This window comes from Kitasatospora azatica KCTC 9699, assembly GCF_000744785.1.
GTDB lineage: Bacteria > Actinomycetota > Actinomycetes > Streptomycetales > Streptomycetaceae > Kitasatospora > Kitasatospora azatica.
In genome coordinates this window covers 1,691,707-1,712,494 of record NZ_JQMO01000002.1, presented here as the reverse complement: position 1 = coordinate 1,712,494, position 20,788 = coordinate 1,691,707, and the positions used below count along the sequence as shown (strand labels likewise).

Below are 20,788 nucleotides of genomic sequence, written 5' to 3'. Positions count from 1 at the left end.
CAGCTCACACCCCCACGCGCCCGGGCTTCACCCTGCCCTGGCCTCAGCACGCTCCGCCCCCGGTTAACCAGCCACAGGAGGCAGTTCGTTGTTCAGCTCCCCCACGTCCGCCCGGGTCCGTCAGCTCGCGTTCGCGCTCACCGGCACCGCGGCCCTCGCTGTCTCCAGCCTCGCCGCCGCCGCGCCGGCGAGCGCGACCGGCAACACCGTCTACACCAAGGGCGGCACCTCCTGGGTGCGTTCCTGCGAGACCCTGGCGGCCGGTGACACCATGGCCTGCCACGCGCTGAAGGTCACCAGCACCGTCCAGCACGTCAGCCCGCTCGGCGTCACCCCCAACGCGACGCCGTCCGGCTTCGGCCCGAGCGACCTGCTGAGCGCCTACAAGCTGCCCGCCAACGGCGGCGCCGGCCAGACGATAGCCATCGTCGACGCCTACAACGACCCCAACGCCGAGTCCGACATGGCGGTCTACCGCGCCCAGTACGGCCTCCCGGCCTGCACCACGGCGAACGGCTGCTTCAAGAAGGTCAGCCAGACCGGCAGCACCACCAACCTGCCGGCCAACAACTCCGGTTGGGCCGGTGAGATCTCCCTCGACCTCGACATGGTCTCGGCGATCGCCCCCAACGCGAAGATCATCCTGGTCGAGGCCAAGACCGCGTCGATGACCAACCTCGGCACCGCGGTCAACGAGGCCGTCAAGCTGGGCGCCAAGTTCGTCTCCAACAGCTACGGCGGTGGCGAGTCCTCCGCGGACACCAGCTACGACAGCTCGTACTTCAACCACCCCGGCGTCGCGATCACCGTCTCCGCCGGCGACTCGGCCTACGGTGCGCAGTACCCGGCCGCCTCGAAGTACGTGACCTCGGTCGGTGGCACCGCGCTCAAGCGCGACTCCAGCGCCCGCGGCTGGAGCGAGTCGGTCTGGTCCACCAGCTCCACCGAGGGCACCGGCTCCGGCTGCTCGGCCTTCGACGCCAAGCCGACCTGGCAGAAGGACACCGGCTGCGCCAAGCGCACCATCTCGGACGTCTCCGCCGTCGCCGACCCCGCCACCGGCGTGGCCGTCTACCAGACCTACGGCGGCTCCGGCTGGGCCGTGTACGGCGGCACCAGCGCCTCCGCGCCGATCATCGCCGGCGTCTACGCGCTCGCGGGCACCCCGTCCGCCGGCTCCGTCCCGGCCTCGTTCGCGTACTCGCACACCAGCGCGCTGAACGACGTCACCAGCGGCAGCAACGGCTCCTGCTCGCCGTCCTACCTCTGCACCGCTGGTGCGGGCTACGACGGCCCGACCGGCCTCGGGACGCCGAACGGACTGGCGGCCTTCACCGGCTGACGCCCCATCGCTCCACGGAGCCCGCCGAGCCCCCACACGGGGGCGCGGCGGGCTCCGGCGCGTTCTGTGCGCCAGACCTCAGAAACCCCAGGTGCCACGTATGCTGACTGATCGTCAGCCGGTCTTCCCGCTGCTGCCCGTTGCGTGTCGCCCGCTGCCCGCTGCCCGCTGCCCGAAGGAGAGCTCGCCCATGAAGATCGCGGTCCTGGGAACCGGTGAGGTCGGCCGTCGGCTGGCCACCAAGCTCGCCTCGCTCGGGCACGCCGTCACGCTCGGCTCCCGGACGGCGGACAACGCCGACGCGACTCAGTGGGCCGCCGAGAGCGGCGGTGAGCACGGCACCTTCGCCCAGGCCGCCGCCGGCGCCGACCTCGTGGTGAACGCGACCGGCGGGATGGTCTCGCTGGTCGCCCTGGAGGCGGCGGGAGCCGAGAACCTGAACGGCAAGGTGCTCATCGACGTCGCCAACGCGCTCGACTTCTCCGAGGGCTTCCCGCCCAAGATCGTGCAGCCGGAGGGCATCAGCCTCGGCGAGCAGATCCAGCAGGCGTTCCCGCAGGCCCGGGTGGTCAAGACGCTCAACACGATGGGCAACGCCCTCATGGTCGACCCCAGCCGGGTCCCCGGTCACCACACCGTCTTCCTCAGCGGCAACGACGACGCCGCCAAGGCCGAGGTCGCCCAACTGCTCCAGTCCTTCGGCTGGACCCCCGCCCAGATCACCGACCTCGGCGACCTCTCCAGCGCCCGGGGCACCGAGCAGTTCGTGTCACTCTGGCTGCGCCTGTACGGATCCCTGGGCTCGCCGGACTTCAACATCGCGGTGATCAAGCCGTAGCGTCACAGTCCGAGTGGTAGCGGCACTGGTGGCGCTCCGTCGGCGATCAAGGCAGCCAGGGGGGTGGCCAGGTCGCGGGGGGAGAAGAGGTCGGGGCCGGGGTGGGCGGCGATCTCGGGCAGGGGCCACCAGCGGAAGCCGGTGATGTTCTCGGCGGCGAGTTGGTCGTCGGACAAGGCGCCCCGGGGGTGGAAGGTCGTGGTGCGGACGAGGAAGTAGTCGTTGACCACTCCGTCGTAGCCTGCGGCGTGGCCGGGGTCGATGACCTGCTGGTGCCAGACATGCGGCGGGTCGGCGTCGACGGTCAGCCCGACCTCCTCGGACAGTTCGCGGCGCAGGGCGGCGAGCAGGGTCTCGCCCTCCTCGATGCCGCCGCCGGGCGCGGCCCACACGACGATGGGCCCGGTCGGCTTGGGAATGACGAACCGACAGAGCAGGATGCGGTCGTCCTGGTCGAGGACGACCGCGCGGACCGAGCGTCGTAGTTGCACCGGGGGCCGATCAGTCAGTGGAAGCGGGTGACGAAGCGGCGCTGCCACGGGGTCTCCACCGCGTGCGACGAGTAGTGGTGGCGGACGTAGGCGACCGCTTCGGCGCTGGGGACGCCGTCCAGGACGGCGAGGCAGGCCAGGGCGGTGCCGGTGCGGCCCCGGCCGCCGGCGCAGGCGAGTTCGACGCGTTCGGTCTCGGCGCGGGTCCAGGCCTCCTGCAGTGCGGCCCGGGCGGTGGCGGGGTCGGCCGGTAGCCGGAAGTCGGGCCAGCGGACCCAGCGGGCCTCCCAGGGGACGGGGGGCGGTTCGTGGCCGAGCAGGTGGAGCGCGAACTCGGGCTGCGGGCCGGGCGGGAGGGGCTTGCCGAGGGCGCGGCCACGGACCAGGCGGCCCGAGGGCAGCGGCAGCACGCCGGCTGCGGTCGGCTCCCAGGTACTCGAGGTGTCCCAATCCGCACTCACGGAGTGAGCCTAACCCGTCCCGTCTAAGCTCACTCCGTGACCGAACTCGACTTCCTGCGTGCCACCCGGACCTCCTACGACGCCATTGCCGCCGACTACACCGCGCGCTTCGTGGACGAGCTCGCGATCAAGCCGCTGGACCGGGCGATGCTGGCCGCCTTCGCCGAGTACGTGCGGGCCGGCGAACCGGGGCAGGTGGCCGATCTCGGCTGCGGGCCGGGGCGGGTGACGGCGCATCTGCGGGGGCTCGGGCTGGACGCCTTCGGGCTCGACCTCTCGCCGGAGATGGTGGCGCTGGCCCGGCGGGCCTACCCGGAGCTGCGGTTCGAGGTCGGGTCGATGACCGAGCTGGGCGGCCTGCCCGACGGGTCGCTGGCCGGGATCGTCGCCTGGTACTCGATCATCCATCTGCCGCCCGCTCAACTGCCCACCGTCCTTGCCGAGTTCCATCGGATCCTGGCGCCGGGCGGACAACTGCTGCTGGCCTTCCAGGTGGGCGACGAGCCGGTGCACCGGGAGGAGGGCTTCGGCCGTTCGATCGACCTCACCTTCCACCGGCGCCGGCCGGAGCAGGTCGTCGAGCTGCTGGCCGAGTCGGGGCTGGCCATCCGGGCCCGGCTGGTGCGGGAGGCCGCCGAGGACGGGATGGAGAAGGTGCCGCAGGCGTTCCTACTGGCCACGAAGAGCACGAAGAGCACCAAGAGCGGCTGAAGCGCCCGGTCACCCCACCGCGATCGCGTCGATCGACACCCGCCGCCCGCCCGCCAGCGTCACCACCGCCGCCGACCGGGCCGGCGGGTCGATCGCGAACACCTCGGCGTACACCTCGTTGATCGCCGGCAGGTCGGCCAGGTCGGTGTAGAACAGCGTGGTCCGCACCACCTGGTCCAGCCCGCTGCCGGCCGCCGCGAGCACCTGGGCCAGGTTCGCCAGCGCCTGTCGGCACTCCGCGGCCGCGCCGCCCTCCGGCACCGCTCCGGTGGCCGGGTCCAGTCCGGTCTGCGCGGAGACGAAGAGCAGTTCGCCGGCGCGTACGGCGGGGGAGTAGGGGCCGTGGACGGGCAGGTCGGGGCTGCGGACGATGTCACGGGACATGGCGGGATCCTCGGGTGCTCGAACTGCGGGGCTAGGACGCGTGCGGCCGGCGGACGGTTCTGACCCGTGGACACCCGGCCCGGTGACCCGGCCGCTCCCCTAGGCTGCCCACCGTGCGCCTGAACCGACAGTACCGACCGTATCGACAGGACCGACAGCACCGACAGGACCGACATGGCTGACTGGGACTGGTCGACCATCTCGGCCCTCGCCACCGCCGCCGGCACCCTGGTGCTGGCCGGGGCCTCGTTCGCCTCGATCCGCTCCGCCGACCGGGCCGCGCTCTCGGCCGAGCGGTCGGTGCTGGCCTCGCTGCGCCCGTTGCTGATCGGTTCCCGGCTGGAGGCGCCCGCGCAGAAGCTGATCTGGCAGGACGGGCACTGGACCCACCTGCCCGGTAGCGCGGGCTACCTCCGGCTGGCCGAGGAGAACCTGTATCTGGCCGCCTCGATCCGCAATGTCGGGCCGGGCCTCGGCGTGATCCACGGCTGGCGGATCGCCGCCGAGGACACCTACCTGATGACCGGCCGCCCGGACCCGGCCGAGTTCCGCCGCCAGTCCCGTGACCTCTATGTGGCGCCCGGCGACACCAGCTTCTGGCACGCGGCGATCCGCGACCCCGAGGACCCGGACTACGCCCAGTTGCTCGACCCGGTGAAGAACCGGCGGCGGGTCAACATAGACCTGCTCTACGGCGACTCGGAGGGCGGCCAGCGCACCATCAGCCGCTTCTCGTTGATCCCGGTGCAGCGGGACGAGGAGAGCTGGGTCTGCCAGGTGGTCCGGCACTGGAACGTCGACCGGCCCGACCCCCGCTGACGACCGGCCCGATCCGCGCAGAGGAGAGGAACGGCCTCAGCCGATCAGCGGAGCCTGCGTCGCCGCCCGCACCTGCGCCGCCGAAACCCCCGGAGCGGTCTCCACCAGGCGCATCCCGTCGGCCGTCACATCGAGCACCGCGAGGTCGGTGATCACCCGGTCCACCACGCCGCGCCCGGTGGCCGGAAGCCCCAACTCCCGCACGATCTTGGGGCTCCCGTCCTTCGCGGTGTGCTCCATCACCACCACCACGCGGCGCGCGCCGTGCACCAGGTCCATGGCGCCGCCCATGCCCTTGACGAGTTTGCCGGGGATGGTCCAGTTGGCCAGGTCGCCGGTGGCCGAGACCTGCATCGCGCCCAGGATCGAGACGTCGATCCGGCCGGCGCGGATCATGCCGAAGGAGGCGGCGGAGTCGAAGTAGGCGGCGCCGGACCGGACGGTGACCGTCTCCTTTCCGGCGTTGATCAGGTCGGGGTGCTCGGCGCCGGCCTCGGGGTAGGGGCCGACGCCGAGGATGCCGTTCTCCGAGTGGAGCACCACCTGGATGCCCTCGGGCAGGTGGTTCGGTACCAGGGTCGGCAGGCCGATGCCGAGGTTCACGTACTGTCCGTCGCGCAGTTCCCGGGCGGCCCGGGCGGCGAGCTGGTCACGGTCGAGCGGCATCTCAGCGCACCTCCAGGACATCACGGACGTCCGACGCGTCCGGGACGTCCGACGCCTCCAGGACGTCCAGGACGGTTCGGCGTTCGATCCGCTTGTCGGTGGCGTCGGCGGCCGCGATCCGGTCCACGTAGATGCCGGGCAGGTGGACGGCGTCCGGCGGGATCTCGCCCGCCTCGACGATCCGTTCGGCCTCCACCAGGGTGACCCGACCGGCCATCGCGGCCAGCGGGTTGAAGTTCCGGGCGGCCGAGTGGAAGACCAGATTGCCGTGCCGGTCGGCCAGTTCGGCCCGGACCAGGGCGAAGTCCGCGGTGATCGCCCGTTCCAGCAGGTAGCGGCGGCCGCCGAACTCCCGTACCTCCTTGGGCGGTGAGGCCAGCGCCACCTCGCCCCCGGGTGCGTAGCGCCAGGGCAGGCCGCCCTCCTCCACCTGGGTGCCGACCCCGGCGGGAGTGTAGAAGGCGGGGATGCCGCAGCCGCCGGCCCGCAGCCGTTCGGCCAGGGTGCCCTGCGGGGTCAGCTCGACCTCCAACTCCCCGGCCAGGTACCGGCGGGCGAACTCCTTGTTCTCCCCGACGTAGGAGGAGGTCATCCGCGCGATCCGCCCCTCGCGCAGCAGCAGTCCGAGCCCCCAGTCGTCCAGGCCGCAGTTGTTGGAGATCACCGAGAGCCCCGAACTGCCGCTTGCCACCAGTGCGTTGATCAGGGTCGACGGTATCCCGCAGACCCCGAAGCCGCCGACGGCCAGCACCGCACCGTCGCCGATGTCCGCGACGGCCGTCGCGGCCGATTCCACCACCTTGTCCATCCGCCCTGCCTCCAGTCGACTCGCCGTCGGGCGTGTTCACTTTCGCCAGCGGGCCGACTCGCTGTCCATGGCGATCGGACACACCCACCCGGGTGTCGGGGCGGTGCGCCACCACATGCCGCTCGGCGGGCCGAGGCCGGGAGGAAGAGCCGAACAGGGAGCAAACGGTAGTGCAACGGACACGGAGCGTATGAGAATATCCGCATCCGGCAGACGCGCCGACCCTGGGTGATCTAGCCTTCGCAGCGGCCAAACGGTCCTGCGGAGAGGGGATTTGACGATCATGCAGAACACCCGAAGGGTGCTGCGGTTACCGGCCGTACTGACCGCGGTCTCGACCCTTTTGCTCGGCTCGACGGCAGCCTCCGTGACCTCGGCCGCCGCGACGCCGGCGGCCGCGCCGCCACCCACCGTGGTCACCGCGACCGTCCCGGTCGGCGCCGGCCCGATCGGTGAGGCCCTGGCTCCGGACGGGAGCCGGCTCTATGTCGCCAACTCCGGTGACAACACCGTGAGTGTGGTCGACACCGCCCGCGCCGCGGTGCTCGCCACGATCCCGGTCGGCCCGCAGCCGGTGGCGCTCGCGCTGACGCCGGACGGCCGGCGCGTCTACGTCGCCGACAAGGGCGGCAACGCGGTGAGCGTGATCGACACCGCGAGTGCCACGGTCACCGCCACCCTCACCGGCTTCGCCCAGCCGCAGGGCGTCGCGGTCAGTCCCGACGGCACCCAGGTGCTGGTCAGCAACAACGACTCCAACACGGTGAGCGTGCTCAGCACCGCCGACCACACGCTGGTCCGCACCGACCCGGTCGGCGACCGTCCGGGGGCGCTGGCGATCTCCTCGGACGGCCACTACGCGTACCTGGTCAGCCCGTTCACCGACACCCTGACCGTGCTGGACCGCACCCGGACGGACGCCGTGCTGGGCACCGTGCCGGTCGGCCCGCAGTCCTTCGCGCTGGCGCTCAGCCCGGACGGCTCACGGGCGTACGTGACCGACAGCGCGGGCGCGGCGGTGACCGTGGTGGACACGGCGAGCCGGACGGTGGCCGCGACGGTGGCCGTCGGCGGCTCGCCGCTCGGCGTCAGCGTCTCGCCGGACGGCGCCTACGCGTACGTCGCCAACGCGGGCGACGGGACGGTGAGCGTGCTCAGCACCGCGACCCAGACCGTCGGCGCCACCCTGGTGGTGCCGGCCGGTGCGGTCGCCGTCGGCTTCGCCCCCGACCTGCTGCACGCCTATGTGCTCGGCAACGGGCAGGTCAGCGTGGTGACCCCGGTGCCGGCTGTCACCGCGGTCAGCCCGTCCTCCGGATTCACCACCGGCGGCACGGTGGTGACGATCAGCGGCAGCGGGTTCTCCGGTGCCACCGCCGTCACCTTCGGCGCGGCAGGGCCCGCGAGCGCCGTCTCCTGCACGGCGAACTCCTGCACGGCCGTTGCGCCGCCCGGCGCGGCCGGTACCGTCGACGTGCGGGTGACCACGCCGGCCGGCACCAGTGCGATCGGCGCCGCCGACCACTTCAGCTACCTGCTGCCGACCGCCGACGTGAGTGTCGGACTCGCCGCGAACCCGGTCCCGGCGCTGCTCGGCGCGCACATCGACTACACCCTGACGATCGCCAACCACGGCCCCGCCACGGCGGACTCGACCACGGTCAGCGCCCCGCTGCCGCTCGGCACCACGGTCAGCAGCCCCGACTGCACGGTCACCCGCGCCACGGTCAGCTGCGCCGTGGGCCCGCTGGCCAACGGCGCCTCGGTCACCCGGCACTTCACCGTCCCGGTCGGCCTGCTCGGCATCAACCTGACCGTCACCGCCACCCGCACGGCCGGCAGCCCCGCCGACCCCAACCCGGCCAATGACAGCGCGGCCCGCAGCTGCACCGCGTTCACCTCACTGTTCATCAGCTGCCACTAGCGCAACCATGACGTCGCCGCGGTGGGCGCCGCCCCGTTGGGGGTGGGGCCCACCGCAGCGACGTGTGAGCGTCCGATCAGGCGTCAGCCGCCGCCAGTCCGCCCTCCACCAGCGGGCTCCCGGTGCCCGGCGAGTGCCGCTCGACCGTGGCCAGGTCCCGGCCGCGGGTCTCCTTGGCGCAGATCACCGCCAGTACCGTGATCACCGCCGCGGCCGCCACGTACAGCGCGATCGGGGTGGCGTTGCCGTAGTCCTTCAGCAGCGCGGTGGCGATCAGCGGTGCCGGGGCGCCGGCCGCCACCGAGGAGAACTGGGCGCCGATCGAGGCGCCCGAGTAGCGCATCCGGGTCGCGAACAGCTCCGAGAAGAAGGCCGCCTGCGGGGCGTACATCGCGCTGTGGAAGACCAGGCCGACGGTGACCGCGAGCACCAACTGCCCGAAGCTGTGGGTGTCCACCAGGCCGAAGAAGACGAAGGCCCAGACGCCGACGCCGACCGCGCCGACCAGGTAGACCGGCCGCCGCCCGACCCGGTCGGAGAGCGCGCCGAACAGCGGGATCAGCGCGAACTGGATCGCCGAGCCGATCAGCACGGCGTTGAGCGCGCTCTGCTTGTGGAAGTGGGCGTGCGAGACGGCGTAGACCAGGACGAACGTGGTCATCACGTAGTACGAGATGTTCTCCGCCATCCGGGCGCCCATCGCGACCAGCACATCCCGCCAGTGCTCGCGCAGCACCGCGACCAGCGGCAGGCTCTCCGCGGCCGAAGCCGGCGAAGCCTTGGCGGCCGCCTCGCGCGCCTGCGCCGCCGCCAGGGCCTGCTTGAACAACGGCGACTCGTCCACGCTCAGCCGGATCCACAGACCCACCATCACCAGCACCGCCGAGAGCAGGAACGGCACCCGCCACCCCCAGGCGAGGAACTCGCTGTCCGACTGGACGCTCGTCATCAGCGAGAGCACACCGGCCGCGAGCAGGTTGCCGGCCGGCGCGCCGCCCTGCGGCCAGGAGGCCCAGAACCCGCGTCGGCGCTGGTCGCCGTGCTCCGAGACCAGCAGCACCGCGCCGCCCCACTCGCCGCCCAACGCGAAGCCCTGCACCAGTCGCAGACAGGTCAGCAGCACCGGGGCCAGGACGCCGACCTGGTTGTAGGTGGGCAGGCAGCCGATCAGCGTGGTGGCGCCGCCCATCAGCAGCAGGCTGAGCACCAGCAGCCGCTTGCGCCCGATCCGGTCGCCGAAGTGGCCGAAGACCAGGGCGCCGAGCGGACGGGCGGCGAAACCGATCGCGTAGGTGAGGAAGGAGAGCAGGGTGCCGGTGAGCGGGTCGCTGTGCGGGAAGAAGACCTTGCCGAAGACGAGGGCGGCCGCGGTGCCGTAGAGGAAGTAGTCGTACCACTCGACGGTGGTGCCGATCAGGCTGGCGCCGACCACGCGGGTGAGCGATCTGGACATGGGTGAACCGTCCTGGGGGAGGGGTGGGTGGGTTGACGGAAGGTCAGCGGGCCGTCCAGCCGCCGTCCATGGTGAGCGAGGTGCCGGTGACGTAACCGGCGGCCGGTGAGCAGAGCCAGAGCACGGCCTGGGCGACCTCGGCCGGCTCGATCAGGCGCTTGATCGCGCTGCGCTCCAGCATCACCTGCTCGACCACGTCCGCCGCCGGGATGCCGTGAGCAAGCGCTTGGTCAGCGATCTGACGCTCCACCAGCGGCGTGCGCACGTAGCCGGGATTGACGCAGTTGCTGGTCACCCCGTACGCGGCGCCCTCCAGCGCGACCACCTTGCTCAGCCCCTCCAGGCCGTGCTTGGCGGTCACATAGGCGGCCTTGAACGGACTGGCCCGCAGGCCGTGCACCGAGGAGAGGTTCACCACCCGCCCCCAGCCGCGCTGGTACATGTGCGGCAGGGTGCGGCGCAGGATCCGGAACGGCGCCTCGACCATCACCCGCTGGATCAGTGCGAACCGCTCCGGCGGGAACTCGTGCACCGGAGCGACGTGTTGCAGGCCCGCGTTGTTGACCACGATGTCGGCGTCGGCCGGCAGTTGCTCGACCGCGTCCGGGTCGGACAGGTCGACCACGTACGCCGTCCCGCCGATCTCGTCCGCGACCGCCCGCGCCGCCTCGGCGGCCAGGTCCACGACGTACACCTTGGCCCCCGCCCCCGCGAGGGCCCGGGCGCACTCGCGGCCGATCCCGCCGGCCGCGCCGGTGACCAGTGCGGTGCGGCCGGCCAGGGTCTGGGCTGATGTCTGAGTGCTCTCCATGGCCGGAAACGGTAGGGATCGTGGTCCGGCCGACCCATGTGGGCTGCAGCCACAGCAGCCGACTTCGGCATGGTGCGGACCGCCATGCCGGCCGGGGAGCACTGGCGGGATCTTGATGAAGGGTGGCATTCCCGCCGCTGGTCAGCGCCCTGCGGCGGCGGGCAACCTTGATCCATGACCACCGCTGAGAACGCCGCCGCCACCGCTACCACTTTCGAGTCGGCCGCCACCACCCCCGACGCAGTCGTCCCCGACACCAAGGACTGGACCTGGGTGCTGGAGCAGGCCTGCCCCGACTGCGGCCTCGACACCCCCGCCGTCGACCCGGCCGGCGTTCCGGCCCTGGTCCGCGCCAACGCCGCCACCTGGACCGCCCTGCTGGCCGGCGACCCGGCCGAGCTGCGCCGCCGCCCCGACCCGGCCACCTGGTCGGCCGTCGAGTACGCCTGCCACGTGCGCGACGTCTTCCGTCTCTTCGCCCACCGGCTTGACCTGATGCTCAGCCAGGACGGCCCGCTGTTCGCCAACTGGAACCAGGACGAGACCGCCCTCGCCGAGCGCTACGCCGAGCAGGACCCGGCCGTGGTCGGGTCCGAGCTGGCCGCGGCGGCGGAGCTGGTGGCCGCGGCCTTCGAGCAGGTGACGGGGGACCAGTGGCAGCGCACCGGCGACCGCAGCGACGGCGCGCGGTTCACCGTGGCCAGCTTCGCCCAGTACTTCATCCACGACCCGGTGCACCACCTCTTCGACGTGACGGGCATCCGGGTCGGCTGACCGTCACCGGTGACCGGATCGTTCCGCATCGGGTCCCGATCGGGCCTTGGACGGGAGCGCGTGAGCGACCACCATGGTGTCCATGAACACCGCGCTGATCGTCATCGACGTCCAGGAGTCCTTCCGCCGCCGCCCCAACTGGGCGGCGGTCTCCAACCCCGAGATCGTCCCCCAGGTGAACCGCCTGGTCGAGGCCGCCCGAGCCAACGGCGACCTGGTGGTCTGGGTGCTGCACAGCGAGCCCGGCAGCGGCACGGTCTTCGACCCCGAGCTCGGCTTCGTGCACCCGATCGAGGGGCTCGAGCCCGCCGCCGGCGAGCCGGTCGTCACCAAGACCTCGCACAACGCCTTCACCACCACCAACCTGCAGCAGCTGCTCACCGTGCACGGCGTGCGCGAGCTGGTGATCTGCGGCATCCGCACCGAGCAGTGCTGCGAGACCACCACCCGGGTCGGCTCCGACCTCGGCTACCAGACGGTCTTCGTCACCGACGCCACCGCCACCCACCCGATCGAGCACTGGGACGCCCCCGCCGGCCGCAGCCTGGACGAGATCCTCGCCGACCCGCGTACCCTGTCCACCGACCAGATCATCGCCCGCACCGAGTACGCGCTCGCGGGCCGCTTCGCCCGCATCGCCACCGTGAAGGAGCTGACCGGATCGTGAGGAGCGTGTCGAAGCCGTGACCCGGGTGCTCTTCCTGCTGGTGCCGCAGCTGCACCTGCTCGACCTCGCCGGACCGGCCCAGGTCTTCTCCGCCGCAGCCGACCTGGGCCACGGCTACGAGATCGACTACGTGAGCGAGCAGGAGGACGTACCCACCGCCCAGGGCGTCACGCTGCGAGCCCGGACCGACTGGCCCGAGCTGCGGCCGGACGACCTGCTGGTGGTGCCGGGCTGGCGGTCCCGGACACTGCGCCAGGCCGGCGAAATGACGGCCGCCACCCTCGACCGGCTGACCGCCCATCACGCGGCGGGCGGCACCGTGGCCAGCATCTGCGCGGGCGCCGACGCGCTCGGCCGGGCCGGCCTGCTGGACGGCCGGCGCTGCACCACCCACCACGACCTGCAGGACGAACTCGCCCGGCGCTACCCGCGCGCCACCGTGGTGCGCGACGTGCTCTACGTGATGGACGACCGGGTGGTCAGCTCCGCCGGCATCGCCAGCGGCATCGACCTGGCCCTGCACCTGATCGCGGTGCGCCACGGCCCCTACGACGCCGCCCGGGTGGCGCGCACCATGGTGGTCTACGCCCGCCGCAACGGCGACGAGCAGCAGGCCAGCGCGATGCTGCGGCACCGCGCCCACCTCTCGGACGCGGTGCACCGCGCGCAGGACCTGATCGACGCCCGGTACGGCGAACGCCTCGCCCTGGCCGAGCTGGCCGGCGCGGTCGGGGTGAGTGAGCGCACGCTCACCCGCCGCTTCACCGCCGCCACCGGCCTGACCCCGCTGCGCTACCAGCAGGAACTGCGGATCGAACGCGCCGAGCACCTGATCGCCCAGGGCGCCACCGCCGAGGCCGCCGCCCGTACGGTCGGCTTCCAGGACGCCCGGATGCTGCGCCGGCTGCGAGCCCGGGAGAGCGACTGAGGCGCGGGCGCCGCTGCCCGCGCCAGCTTCCCGCCGTTCTTCCCACTCTTCTCCGCGCCGTCCTCCCCGCCGGTTACCGACCGGGGGCGGCACCCGTCCACCACGGTCGTCGTCCGGGCCCGGATCGCCGCCACTTCCCCGGACAGGTTGCCGCCCCGGTCCACTGACGATCGTTCAGCACCAGGATACCCAAGTCAATCCTCGGGTTTCCTTCCACATCCCCAAGTGAAAGCTTGGGCTACCGTGGCATCCATGACCCTCGACGACCTCCGCGTCTTCGTCGCCGCCTGCGAGAGCGGCAACCTCAGCGCCGTCGCCCGCGACCTCTCCCGCACCCAGTCGGCGATCAGTCAGCACGTCCGCCGGCTGGAGGCCGAGCTCGGGCTCACCCTGCTGGAACGCCGGCCGCGCGGCGTGGTCCCGACCCAGGCCGGGCGCATCCTGCATCGCGCCGCCGCGCAGGGGATCGGGCAGTTGGACCTGGCGCTGCGTCAGCTCCGCGACCTGCGCGACGGGGAGAGCGGCACCGTGCGGATCGCCACCGGTGCCACCACGGTGCGGCACTTCATGTCTGCGGGCGTGGTCCGGTTCCGTCGCCAATTCCCCGAAGTGGACCTGGAGTTCCGCACCGAAACGTCCAGTCGCGGCTGCTTCGACGCGCTCGCCGCGCAGGAGGCCGACCTCGCCTGGATCACCATCGGCGCCGCCGCGCGGGGCATCGAGCAGCGCCCGGTGCTCTCACTGCCCTGGGTGCTCGCCGTGCACGCCGAGGATCCGCTGGCCCGGCGCAGCACCGTGGAGCTCGCCGACCTCGCCGGCGTCCAGCCGATCCGGCTCCCGCAGAACTCCGCGGGCCGCGCCCACCTGGACGGCCAACTCGCCCACCCCGCAGGCGAACCGGGAGCCACCACCAGCGTCGCCGACTGGGACACCGCGATCCTGCTCGCCGAACTCGGCCTCGGCCACGCCGTGGTCCCCACCCTCCCCGGCTGGCGCCCCGCCGACCATCCCGCGCTGCGGTTCGTCCCGATCCCGCACCTCCCACCCCTCACCGTCGGCTGGGCGGTCCGCCAGTGGGACGCACTCAGTCCGCTGGCCCGCGAGTTCGCGCAGCTGGTGGAGCGGACCCAGTCGGCACCGTGACACCGACGGCGGCGGAGCCCGGCGTGGGCTCCGCCGCCGTCGACCTGTTCAGGCGCGGGTTCAGGCGCGGGTTCAGGCCTGGTGGGCGCCCTTGCGGCGGCGCATGGCCAGGAAGGTGCCGCCGCCGACCAGCAGGAGGCCGGCCAGGGCGGGGGCGATGACGTTGGCGCCGGTGGAGGCGAGGCTGCCGGAGCCGGCGCCGGCAGCGACGGTGGTCGAGGCGGACGGGCTGCCCGCAGCACCGGACGCACCGGCCACGGTGGCCGAGCCGCTGGGCGAGGCGGTGACCGAGCTGCCGGCCGAGGGGCTGGTGGAGACCGAGGCGCCGGCCGACGGGCTGGTCGAGGACGGCGACTTCGACCCGGAGGTCTCACTCACCGACGGGGTCGGCGTCGGGGGCTTGGTGGTGCTCTGCGACGGGCTCGGCGTGGGGCTGGGGGTGGTGGTCCCCGTCGCCGGGCAGGTGTGCGAGAGGTTGAACCAGGAGACCTCGCCGCCCTTCACCTCGGCGGTTGCCGAGGTGAGCGTGGCACCGGGCGCCGAGGCGACGTAGGCGTGCTTGTCGGACGGCGGACCGAAGGTGGTGATGACCTGCTGGCCGCCGGGCTGGAAGGTGACCGTCAGCTTCACGAAGTCGGTGGAGTTGGTCGGCAGCACGAAGTGCCAGCCGTCCTGGTTGGCGGAGATGCCGGGGCAGTTGCCGTGCTCGCCGAACCCACTGGCGGTGATCGGGGTGGGCTGGTGCAGCGGCACCGTGTACGTACTACCGCCCGCGGCCAGGGCGGGCGCGGCGAACGGAACGACCGTCAGGGCCGCCGCGGCCATGGTGACGGCGGCCCGGACGGGCAGGGATATGCGCATGAGGACCACTTCGCTGTCCATTGGAGATGGGGCAGGGGGCCTGAGCGCGGCTTCAGGCTGGTCGGCAAGGTACAGCGGTCACGATCCCGTTACGAGGCCGGGTCGGTCACATTTCTCGATGCTTGCCCGTGGCGGCCTCGTCCCAGTACGGTGATCGGTATGAAGCGCGCTGCCATCGCCATGACGACGACGCCGGAGAGTGTCCCGGCGCGCTGACTGCTGATCTGGTCCGAAGCCCCGGGGCGAACGCCCCGGGGCTTCGTGCTGTGCGGGCGTTCGCCTCACCATCCGTGAGGGAGAGCCCCATGAGTGCCATGAACGACGTGAACGCCATGAACGCCATGAACGACGTGAACGACCGCCGTGTGAACGACCACCGCAAGCTGGGCCGGGAGCTCGGCCTGTTCGACACCGACCCGCTGATCGGCGCGGGCCTGCCGTACTGGCTGCCCGACGGCGCGGCGATCCGGCACAGCCTGGAGGAGTACATCCGGCGCGAGGAGCGCCGGGCCGGCTACCGCCATGTGTACTCGCCGGTGCTGGGCAAACGCGAGCTGTACGAGATCTCCGGCCACTGGTCGCACTACAGCGAGGACATGTTCCCACCCATGGAGATGGGCGAGGACGAGCTGGTGCTGCGGCCGAGCCTGTGCCCGCACCATGCGCTGATGTACCGCTCTCGCTCCCACAGCTACCGCGAACTACCGTTGCGGATCGCCGAGTTGGGAGGAATGTACCGGTCCGAGCGGTCCGGCGTGCTGGGCGGCCTGACCAGGGTGCGGTCGATCCAGCTGAACGACGCGCACATCTTCTGCACCGTCGAGCAGGTGGCCGAGGAGGCACGCGGTGCACTGGAGTTGATCCGGCGGGCCTACCGCGCGCTCGGCATCGAGCCGGTCCGCTACCGTCTCTCCCTGCCGGGGGAGGGCGGCAAGTACGTGGCCGACCCCGAGCTGTGGCGCCGCTCGGCCGCGCTGCTGGTCGAGGTGCTGGAGGAACTGGGCATCGAGTACCAGGCGGTGGCGGGCGAGGCGGCGTTCTACGGGCCGAAGATCGACGTCCAGATCGCCGACAGCACCGGCCGCGAGTCCACCCTCTCCACCGTCCAGGTCGACTTCCACCAGCCGGCGCAGTTCGACCTGCACTACATCGGCCCGGACGGCGCCAAGCACCGCCCGGTCATGGTGCACCGCAGCATCATCGGCAGCGTGGAACGGGCGGTGGCGCAGCTGATCGAGCAGCACGGCGGGGCCTTCCCGGCCTGGCTCGCGCCCACCCAACTGGCGATCCTGCCGGTCTCGGAGGAGCAACTGCCGCAGGCCGAGGCCCTGCTGCGGCAGGCCCGCGAGCAGGACCTGCGGGTCGAGCTGCTCGGCGCGCAGGACGGCAGCCTGGGCGCCAGGATCCGGGCCGCCCGGCTGGTCCCGTACCAGGCGGTGATCGGCCCCAAGGAGGCGGCCGCCGAGCAGGTCGCACTGCGCCTGCGCGACGGCCGCCGCCTCGACCCACGGCCCGCGGCCGAAGTCCTGTCCCGGATCGGCGCGTTGGTGGCGGAGCAGAGCACCGAGCTGTGGGTGCGGTGACCAGCACCGACAGGTCGAAGCTCAGGCGTCGAAGGCCGTGCTGCCGCTGAGCTGGGCCGTCCGGTCCAGCTCGGCGGCGACGGTGGCCAGCTTGGCGCGGATGGCACCCACCGCATCCGCGCCGAGCGCCAGGCGCAGCGGCGGTTCGGGCAGCTCCAGCGCGGCGATCAGGGCGGCTGCGGCCTTGGCCGGGTCGCCCGCCTGCTCGCCATGGCTGGCGGCCAGGCCGCTGCGCACCGCGCCGACGGTGGGCTCGTAGTCCTCGATCACCGTCGCGCCGTGTAGCGAGGGGCCGGCGAACTCGGTGCGGAAGGCGCCGGGTTCGAGGATCAGGGTGCGGATCCCGAGCGGCGCGACCTCCCCGGCCAGCGCCTCGGTGGCCAGCTCCAGCGCGCCCTTGGCGGCACTGTAGGCGCCCACGCCCGGGAAGGACATGAACCCGCCCATGCTGCTCACCTGCACGATGGTGCCGCTGCGCCGGGCGCGCATGTGCGGCAGCACCAGGCGGGTCAGTCGCAGCGCCCCGAAGAACATCACCTCCAGGATCGCGCGCAGCTCCTCCTCGCTGGTCTCCTCGACTGCGCCGACCAGGCCGTAGCCCGCGTTGTTGACCAGCACGTCGATCCGGCCGTACTGCTCGATCGCGCTCTTGACGGCCAGTTGGCACTGTTCGGCGTCGGTCACGTCGAGCCGGACGGCCGAGATCCGCCCGGGGAACTCCTCGAGGAGCGCCGCGATGCTCTCCGGCCGGCGCACACCCGCGATCACGACGTCTCCGGCGGCGAGCGCGGCTCGGGCGAAGGCGGCACCGAAGCCGCTGTTGGCGCCGGTGATCAGCCAGCGGCGGGCGGAGTCGGGCACCTGACTGTCAGTCATCTGAATCTCCATCAGATCAACAGGTTTTCGACCGAGCGTACACGGGCCTTTCGGTCGGGGGTCCGGTCGACCTGGTACGACTGAGCGGGTGAAGGGCGGCGCGGCCGGGCGCCCTACCAGGGCGGTGTGCGGCATGATCGACAGCAGCAACATGTCGCCGGGTGGAGTGGCCGAGCGGCGAGGCAGCGGCCCGCAACGCCGTGTACATGGGTTCGAGTCCTATCTCCACCTCCGCACAGCACAGCGGGCCGGTCGAACCTCGGGGTCGACCGGCCCGCGCGCGGGGACTGCGTCAGCTCAGCGCCCACTGCTGGTTGCTGCCGCCGTTGCAGGGCCACAGCTCAAGCAGCGCCCCGTTGGCCACGCTGCCGCCGGTCACGTCCAGGCAGAGGCCGGACTGGACACCGGTGATGGTGCCGTTGGCGTTGAACTGCCACTGCTGGTTGGTCTGTCCGTTGCAGCTCCAGGTCTCCACCTTGGTGCCCGCCGTGGTCTGGTTGTTGTAGGCGTCCAGGCAGAGCGTCGAGGAACCGTCGTAAACGGTCGCCTGGTTGGCCGCGGTGCGGGTGAAGACCTGGCCGGTGCCGCCGTTGCAGGTCCAGATCTCCAGCTGCGCACCGCGAGTGGTGGAGCCCCGCGGGACGTCCAGGCACTTCCCGGAGCCGAGGGCCGCCAGCGAACCCGCGTTCACGGTACCGGCGTTGCCGCCCGAGACCCGGTACATCACGGTGCCGTGCGCCGGGACCGAGGCGCTGATCGCACCGGTGGTGCTGCTGCCGGCCCCGCTCCACAGGTCGAGCAGGCCGTAACCGGCCGCGCCCGTCTTGCCGATGGCGGCGGCACTGGTGCTGATCGTGGCCGGCGAGTTGTTCTCGTTGAACAGCGTAACGGCGACGTCCCCGTTGGCCAGCGGCTTGGCCAGCACGTCCAGGCCGCCGGTGCTGGAGACCAGGTGGCCCTGCTGGCCGAGGGAGTCCTGGTCGACCGCGATGACCCGGGAGTTGGTCAGGGTGGCGAGCGTGTCGGCGCTCGCGGCCGCGATGTTGGTGCCGGAGATCAGCGGCGCCGCCATCTCGGCCCAGAGGCTGAACTCGCTGCGGTCCTCGGTGGCGGACATACCGTTGCCCACCTCCAGCATGTCCGGGTCGTTCCAGTGCCCGGGGCCCGCGTAGGTGCCCAGGCCCACGTTGGCGTGGAAGATGGAGAGCATGCTGTTGTAACTGGCGTTGATGTCACCGGTGGTGCGCCAGGAGTTGCCGACCCCGGATCCCCAGAGCCAGGGCGACTCGTCACCCCAGTTGCAGAGGCTGTACAGGATCGGACGCCCGGTCGCCTTCAGCGCGTCGCGCATCGCGGTGTACCGGGGCTGCGCGGGCAGGCCCTGGTTGTTGCAGTTGTCGTACTTCAGGTAGTCGACGCCCCAGGCGGCGAAGGAGTTGGCGTCCTGGGTCTCGTGCCCGAGGCTGCCGGGGTAGCCGGCGCAGGTGGCGCTGCCCGCGTCCTCGTAGATCCCCAACTTCAGGCCCAGCGAGTGCACATAGGCCGCGGTGCCGGTGATGCCGTCGGGGAACTTGACCGGGTCGGGGACCAAGGCACCGCTCGCGTCGCGGGTCTTGGTCATCCAGCAGTCGTCGATGTTGACGTAGGAGTAGCCCGCCGCCTGCATGCCGTTGGTGTGCATGGCCTGGGCGGTGGACTTGATCAGTGCCTCGGAGACGTCGCAGCCGTACGCGTTCCAGTCGTTGAAGCCCAACTGCGGGGTGGTGGCGAGCGAGTTGTCCAGCGCCACGGCGGCCGGCGCGGTGGCCAGTGCGACGGCGGGGGCGATGGGTACCAGCAGCGCGAGGACGGTGAGGGCGGCGGCCCGACGCCGTCCGAGTGGTCGACGCAGGAGGGACCTGGTCGCCTGGCGAACCTGCATGAACGCTCCCTGGGTGGGGGTGAGGTCAGCATGAGCCAATCTGTTGGAAATAGGGAACTCCTGTTTAGACTGAGCGTCAAGAAGCAGGTAGGGGTCGGCTGTTCTGTTTGAATGCGTTCGGTATCGCCGGCTACTCAGCTCACCAGCTCGCGCTCCAGCGGGGTGCGGAAGCGCGGCGTCACCCGGACCTCGCCCAGCCAGCCGGCCAGTCGCTCCGCCTCGACACCGATCGCCGCCCGCGCCTCGGCGCCCGGCTCGGAGAACAGCCGCCAGACCAGTTCACCGTCCGCGCGCTGCGCCCAGCCGCCCACCACCCGGCCGTTCCACCAGACGGTCGGACCGGCATTGCCCGCCCGGTCGAAGAGCGCGGGCACGTCCTCCGGTCGCAGGTACCAGTCCCGACCCCGCCAGCCCATCACCGTCGGATCCAGGGCCGGCAGCAGCGCGGCCCAGGACTGCTGCTCGGGTTCGGCCGACTCGACGTCACCAGGCAGCACCAGAGCGCTGGTTCCGTCCTCCAACCGGACCTCGGCCACGGCCAGATCGGCCAGCGCCTTGCGGGTGTCGCCGAGCGTCCAGCCCGTCCACCACTTCACGTCCGCCTCGGTGGCCGGCGCGTAGCGGGCGAGCCAGCGGCGGACCACCTCGGCCTTGGCCTCGCGCGCCGGCACGTCCGGCCACTGCGGCACCAGCGCCCATGGGTAGCTGCTGCTCAGCCAGGATCCGCGGGGCCGGCAGCGGCGGACATGCCCGTCCGAGGCCAGCAGTCGCAGCAGCCGACTGCCCACGCTCTGCCGACCCTCGTACGCCTTGCCCGCCGACATCAGCATGGTCTCGCGCAACGCCGGTACGTCCTTGGACAGTTCGGCGGTGGTCGCCTCACCCCGGGCAGCCAGCGCGGCCAGCACCGCGCGCTCGGTCGCGGCCAGCCGCGCCTCGTCCCAGCCCTCGGCGTGCGCGAGCAGGTGCTTGACCAGGGTGGCCCGCTCCTTCATCGCGATCGCCCGGGCCGTGGAGGAGCTGACGTACGGCGCGAACTCCTCGGTGACGGCGAAGATGGTGCGCCGCATCGAGAGCAGCTTCACCAGCGTGACGTCCTGGTAGAGCGCGCGCTCCACCTCCGCCGCCGAGGGCTCGGCGAGCCGGGCGCAGGCGGAGAGGTAGACCGTCGCCGCGTCGGTGGCGTGCAGGCCCACCACGGCATCGGCGACCTGCTCCACTGTGGCGGCCCGGCCGGCCGGCTGCAGCAGGTGCCGCCGGCCGAGCCGGGCTCGGCGTTGCGCGTCGGTGATCACTGGGGGTGTCATGGGGGGAGCGTAGCCGGACG

Annotated in this window: 21 protein-coding genes and 1 tRNA gene; 11 read left to right on the top strand and 11 right to left on the bottom strand. The window is 72.2% G+C overall.

Annotated features, from left to right (window positions below):
- Positions 1–88: 88 nt before the first annotated feature.
- Both BR98_RS08075 and BR98_RS08070 read left to right on the top strand, forming a co-directional pair.
- The gene (locus BR98_RS08075; protein WP_035841408.1) at positions 89–1,342 is read left to right on the top strand and encodes a S53 family peptidase; all 1,254 of its coding nucleotides are present in this window, start codon (positions 89–91) and stop codon (positions 1,340–1,342) included.
- A 190-nt stretch (positions 1,343–1,532) separates the two neighbouring features.
- Complete coding sequence (locus BR98_RS08070) at positions 1,533–2,180, top strand: NADPH-dependent F420 reductase (protein ID WP_035841406.1); 648 nt, start codon at positions 1,533–1,535, stop codon at positions 2,178–2,180.
- A gap of 2 nt (positions 2,181–2,182) precedes the next feature.
- Here the strand turns inward: BR98_RS08070 and BR98_RS08065 are convergent, their stop codons facing one another.
- Positions 2,183–2,671, bottom strand: a complete 489-nt coding sequence (locus tag BR98_RS08065; protein WP_157537481.1) for an NUDIX hydrolase — start codon at positions 2,669–2,671, stop codon at positions 2,183–2,185.
- Positions 2,672–2,685: 14 nt separating this feature from the next.
- Positions 2,686–3,132 carry a protein-tyrosine phosphatase family protein gene (locus BR98_RS08060; protein WP_035841404.1) on the bottom strand — a complete coding sequence of 149 codons (447 nt, stop codon included), beginning with the start codon at positions 3,130–3,132 and terminating at the stop codon, positions 2,686–2,688.
- Between the two features lie 36 nt (positions 3,133–3,168).
- Here BR98_RS08060 and BR98_RS08055 point away from each other — a divergent pair, with 36 nt between their 5' ends.
- Positions 3,169–3,843, top strand: coding sequence for a class I SAM-dependent methyltransferase (locus tag BR98_RS08055; protein WP_035841402.1), 675 nt, complete (start codon positions 3,169–3,171; stop codon positions 3,841–3,843).
- Positions 3,844–3,852: 9 nt separating this feature from the next.
- Here BR98_RS08055 and BR98_RS08050 read toward each other — a convergent pair whose 3' ends face one another.
- A complete protein-coding gene (locus tag BR98_RS08050; RefSeq protein WP_035841400.1) occupies positions 3,853–4,227 on the bottom strand; it encodes a RidA family protein in 375 nt (124 codons plus the stop codon).
- Between the two features lie 174 nt (positions 4,228–4,401).
- Here BR98_RS08050 and BR98_RS08045 point away from each other — a divergent pair, with 174 nt between their 5' ends.
- Positions 4,402–5,046 (top strand): hypothetical protein, encoded by a 645-nt coding sequence (locus BR98_RS08045; RefSeq protein WP_035841398.1) that lies wholly within the window; start codon positions 4,402–4,404, stop codon positions 5,044–5,046.
- A 36-nt stretch (positions 5,047–5,082) separates the two neighbouring features.
- Here BR98_RS08045 and BR98_RS08040 read toward each other — a convergent pair whose 3' ends face one another.
- Positions 5,083–5,712 (bottom strand): 3-oxoacid CoA-transferase subunit B, encoded by a 630-nt coding sequence (locus BR98_RS08040; RefSeq protein ID WP_083976136.1) that lies wholly within the window; start codon positions 5,710–5,712, stop codon positions 5,083–5,085.
- Between the two features lies 1 nt (position 5,713).
- Complete coding sequence (locus BR98_RS08035; protein WP_083976134.1) at positions 5,714–6,520, bottom strand: CoA transferase subunit A; 807 nt, start codon at positions 6,518–6,520, stop codon at positions 5,714–5,716.
- 283 nt (positions 6,521–6,803) lie between these two features.
- On the opposite strand from BR98_RS08035, the gene BR98_RS08030 reads away from it, so the two are divergent.
- Entirely contained in the window at positions 6,804–8,444 is a 1,641-nt protein-coding gene (locus BR98_RS08030; protein WP_157537479.1) for a beta-propeller fold lactonase family protein, read from the top strand.
- Positions 8,445–8,520: 76 nt separating this feature from the next.
- Here BR98_RS08030 and BR98_RS08025 read toward each other — a convergent pair whose 3' ends face one another.
- Both BR98_RS08025 and BR98_RS08020 read right to left on the bottom strand, forming a co-directional pair.
- Positions 8,521–9,897 carry an MFS transporter gene (locus BR98_RS08025; RefSeq protein WP_035841394.1) on the bottom strand — a complete coding sequence of 459 codons (1,377 nt, stop codon included), beginning with the start codon at positions 9,895–9,897 and terminating at the stop codon, positions 8,521–8,523.
- A gap of 43 nt (positions 9,898–9,940) precedes the next feature.
- Positions 9,941–10,708 carry a 3-hydroxybutyrate dehydrogenase gene (locus tag BR98_RS08020; protein WP_035841392.1) on the bottom strand — a complete coding sequence of 256 codons (768 nt, stop codon included), beginning with the start codon at positions 10,706–10,708 and terminating at the stop codon, positions 9,941–9,943.
- 174 nt (positions 10,709–10,882) lie between these two features.
- Between BR98_RS08020 and BR98_RS08015 the strand changes: the two genes are divergently transcribed.
- The 4 genes from BR98_RS08015 to BR98_RS08000 all read left to right on the top strand — a co-directional run bounded on the left by BR98_RS08015 (position 10,883) and on the right by BR98_RS08000 (position 14,220).
- Positions 10,883–11,482 (top strand): DinB family protein, encoded by a 600-nt coding sequence (locus BR98_RS08015; RefSeq protein WP_083976132.1) that lies wholly within the window; start codon positions 10,883–10,885, stop codon positions 11,480–11,482.
- An 82-nt stretch (positions 11,483–11,564) separates the two neighbouring features.
- The gene (locus BR98_RS08010) at positions 11,565–12,149 is read left to right on the top strand and encodes a cysteine hydrolase family protein (protein WP_035843542.1); all 585 of its coding nucleotides are present in this window, start codon (positions 11,565–11,567) and stop codon (positions 12,147–12,149) included.
- A gap of 16 nt (positions 12,150–12,165) precedes the next feature.
- Positions 12,166–13,077, top strand: coding sequence for a GlxA family transcriptional regulator (locus BR98_RS08005; RefSeq protein WP_035841390.1), 912 nt, complete (start codon positions 12,166–12,168; stop codon positions 13,075–13,077).
- A gap of 252 nt (positions 13,078–13,329) precedes the next feature.
- Positions 13,330–14,220 (top strand): LysR family transcriptional regulator, encoded by an 891-nt coding sequence (locus tag BR98_RS08000; RefSeq protein WP_035841388.1) that lies wholly within the window; start codon positions 13,330–13,332, stop codon positions 14,218–14,220.
- A gap of 72 nt (positions 14,221–14,292) precedes the next feature.
- On the opposite strand, the gene BR98_RS07995 is transcribed toward BR98_RS08000, so the two are convergent.
- Complete coding sequence (locus BR98_RS07995; protein ID WP_232247281.1) at positions 14,293–15,081, bottom strand: LPXTG cell wall anchor domain-containing protein; 789 nt, start codon at positions 15,079–15,081, stop codon at positions 14,293–14,295.
- 365 nt (positions 15,082–15,446) lie between these two features.
- Here BR98_RS07995 and thrS point away from each other — a divergent pair, with 365 nt between their 5' ends.
- Entirely contained in the window at positions 15,447–16,664 is a 1,218-nt protein-coding gene (gene thrS, locus BR98_RS07990; protein ID WP_035843540.1) for a threonine--tRNA ligase, read from the top strand.
- Between the two features lie 21 nt (positions 16,665–16,685).
- On the opposite strand, the gene BR98_RS07985 is transcribed toward thrS, so the two are convergent.
- Entirely contained in the window at positions 16,686–17,540 is an 855-nt protein-coding gene (locus BR98_RS07985; RefSeq protein WP_035841384.1) for an oxidoreductase, read from the bottom strand.
- Between the two features lie 160 nt (positions 17,541–17,700).
- Between BR98_RS07985 and BR98_RS07980 the strand changes: the two genes are divergently transcribed.
- A tRNA-Cys gene (locus tag BR98_RS07980) sits at positions 17,701–17,771 on the top strand.
- Positions 17,772–17,832: 61 nt separating this feature from the next.
- Here the strand turns inward: BR98_RS07980 and BR98_RS07975 are convergent.
- The gene (locus BR98_RS07975) at positions 17,833–19,461 is read right to left on the bottom strand and encodes a glycoside hydrolase family 27 protein (protein WP_051969430.1); all 1,629 of its coding nucleotides are present in this window, start codon (positions 19,459–19,461) and stop codon (positions 17,833–17,835) included.
- A 134-nt stretch (positions 19,462–19,595) separates the two neighbouring features.
- Positions 19,596–20,768, bottom strand: a complete 1,173-nt coding sequence (locus tag BR98_RS07970; RefSeq protein ID WP_035841382.1) for a winged helix DNA-binding domain-containing protein — start codon at positions 20,766–20,768, stop codon at positions 19,596–19,598.
- Between the last annotated feature and the right edge of the window lie 20 nt (positions 20,769–20,788).